This window comes from Mesorhizobium abyssinicae, assembly GCF_049887195.1.
Lineage (GTDB): Bacteria > Pseudomonadota > Alphaproteobacteria > Rhizobiales > Rhizobiaceae > Mesorhizobium > Mesorhizobium abyssinicae.
The window spans coordinates 1-2,637 of sequence record NZ_JARAKC010000071.1; the positions used below are offsets into that span (position 1 = coordinate 1).

Here is a 2,637-nt window from a genome sequence, read left to right on the forward strand (position 1 = left end):
CATAATGCAGAGCGTTTTTAGCTTGGCGTCGCGCAGAAAGGCGGGTGGCGAGAGCGCGCTGTGGCAGATCGCGACGGTGAGCTAAAAACGTGTTGGACTAAGCCGCCGGCATGGGTGGCCGCTATGGGCATATGGGTGGCCGCTATGGGCATTCAATTGAGGCCGCACCCGCGGACAGGCCGCAGACGCATCCCAGACGCGGCGATTGCAGGTCGTATGGGTTGAAAGCGACACGGATATATCGGCTCCGGCCAAGTGAGGACCGGCGCCACGCCCTGCCGAAAGGCGACCAGGAGGTGACGGCGCGCACCTTCGCGGGGGCCGGCTCGGTTTCCGGCCGAACGGTCCGGGCGATAGATGACGAAGAAAGCCGAGCGCGACCTTCATGACGTATCCCAATATGGCGGTGGTCCGGTGACGCCGTCGAAGACTTCGATGACAATCATCTGCCCTTGGTGACAGGCCGGGCATTGCCGCAGGGAGTGGCCCGTAAGGTCCTCGTAGCGGTCGCGATAGTCCCTTTCGATCGGCTCGACCGACGGCTCGGGAGCCGGCATGCCGAGTAGGTCGCGGCAGCGGGCGAGCTTTTGCGCGCGATGGCGATTGCCGAGAAAGCCGTAATAGCGGATGCGATGGAAGCCCTCGGGTAGGACGTGAAGCAGGAAGCGGCGGATGAACTCGTCGGCCGAGACGGGCATGACCTTCTGCCGATCACCATGCCGGTAGTCCTTCCAGCGGAAACGAACGGCGCCATCCTCGATGTCGACGAGGCGGTTGTTGGAGATGGCGACGCGGTGCGTGTAGCGGCCGACGTAGTCGAGGACCTGTTCGGGCCCGGCGAAGGGCGGCTTGGCGTAAGTCACCCACTCGGCCTTTCGAAGCGGCGCCAGATAGCCCCGGAAGGCGTTAGGCGCGCTCAGGCCCTGCAAGTCGGAGAAGAACTGCAGTTCGCCGGCCGCGAAGGCTTTCTCCAGGTGCTCCAGAAACAGCCGCCGGAACAGGCGTGAGAGCACGCGGACCGGCAGGAAGAAGCCGGGCCTGCAGGCAATCCATCGCGTGCCGTCCGGCGAGAACCCGCCACCCGGGACGACGCAGTGCAGGTGCGGGTGGTGCAGCAGATTCTGGCCCCAGGTGTGCAGCACCGCGAAGAAGCCGATCTCGGCGCCCAGATGTCTGGGATCGGCGGCGATGGTGCGCAGCGTCTCGGCGGTGGCGCGGAAGAGAAGGCCGTAGGCGAGCGCCTTGTTTTGATAAGCGATGGCGGCAATGGGTTCCGGCAGCGTGAAGACGACGTGGAAGTACTGCGTGTCGAGAAGCTCGGCGCGACGATCCTCCAGCCATTGTGCCCGGGCCAGCGATTGGCAGCGGGGACAATGCCTGTCGCGGCAACTGTTGAAGGCGATGCGCCGGTGGCCGCATTGATCGCATGCTTCGACGTGCCCGCCGAGCGCGGCGGTCCGGCACAGTTCGATCGCCGTCATGACGCGATGCTGGGCGGTCGACAGCGACGCATCATGCTGAGCGCGGTACGCGTCGCCATAGCGGCGGAAGATGTCCGCCACTTCCGGCCCCGAGCGGGCCATCGGCGAGAGCTCAGAAGTATTGCGGATTGGCGGGCGGCGGCAAGGTGGGCGCCGGACGCGGCAAGAGCTCGAAGGGACTCGACGTGGCGCAGACCTTGTTGGTGGCAATCCGCAGGTAATGGGCGGTGGCGCGAGGCTCCTGTGACCGAGCAGCAGTTGAATGGTGCGCACGTCAGCGCCGGCCTCCAACAAATGGACGGCAAAGGCGTGCCGTAGGCTGTGCGGCGTGACCGGCTTGGACAAGCCGGAGAGGTCGTGCGCTTTCGCACACGCATGTCGCACCGCATCCCTGGTGATCGGCTCGCCGGCGCGGTCGCCGGGGAAGAGCCAGGCCACTGGCCGGCGCACCTTCCAGTAGCTGCGCAGGATCTCCAGGAGCTTGGGCGACAGCATCACGTAGCGGTCCTTCTGGCCTTTGCCCTGCTCGACACGGACGACCATTCTCTGGCTGTCGATGTCCGTGGGCTTCAGCTGAATCGCCTCCGAGATGCGCAAGCCGGCGGCATAGCACGTGGTCAGGATCGCGTGATGTTTGATGTCGAGCACACAGCCGAGGAATTGTTGAACTTCCTCGGGACCGAGGACGATCGGCAGCTTTTGCGGCTTCTTCGGAAGCGGCAGAACCTCTTCAGGCGCCCAGTCCCTTTCGAGCGTCACGCTGTAGAGAAAGCGCAAGGCCGCGATGGCGGTGTGGATCGAACCGGGCGCGAGCTTCTTCTCGTTGGTCAGATAGACCTGGTAGGTCCGAATGTCCTCGCGCCCGAGCAGGTCCGGCGACTTGCCGAAATAGCGAGCGAACAGCGATACCTGTTGCAGATACGAGAGCTGGGTGTTGAGCGCGAGGTTGCGCACCTGCATGTCCTCGCTCATGCGCTGGCGAAGTTGAGTCATGACGAGCTCCTTTGTCCGATGGAATGGGCTGCAAGCAGCCACCCCATGCTCGCGCAGTTGGAGCTCCTTTTGCATGCATGACCGACGCTACGGACGACGCAAGACCGCGCCCGTCGGTGCATCGCTTCCTTGCCGCTCCGCGACGCGGAGCGGGTTAGTCCAA

General features: G+C 64.6%; 1 protein-coding gene and 1 pseudogene. Both read right to left on the reverse strand.

Annotated features, from left to right (window positions below; genetic code table 11):
* Positions 1-383 precede the first annotated feature (383 nt).
* Positions 384-1,583, reverse strand: a complete 1,200-nt coding sequence (locus tag PU724_RS33605) for an IS91 family transposase (protein WP_354426056.1) — start codon at positions 1,581-1,583, stop codon at positions 384-386.
* A gap of 10 nt (positions 1,584-1,593) precedes the next feature.
* A pseudogene (locus tag PU724_RS33610) lies at positions 1,594-2,474 on the reverse strand (tyrosine-type recombinase/integrase).
* Positions 2,475-2,637 lie beyond the last annotated feature (163 nt).

Excerpts from the sequence above, each read along its gene's own strand:
- PU724_RS33605 (WP_354426056.1), bottom strand. The coding sequence starts at position 1,583 with ATGGCCCGCTCGGGGCCGGAAGTGGCGGACATCTTCCGCCGCTATGGC.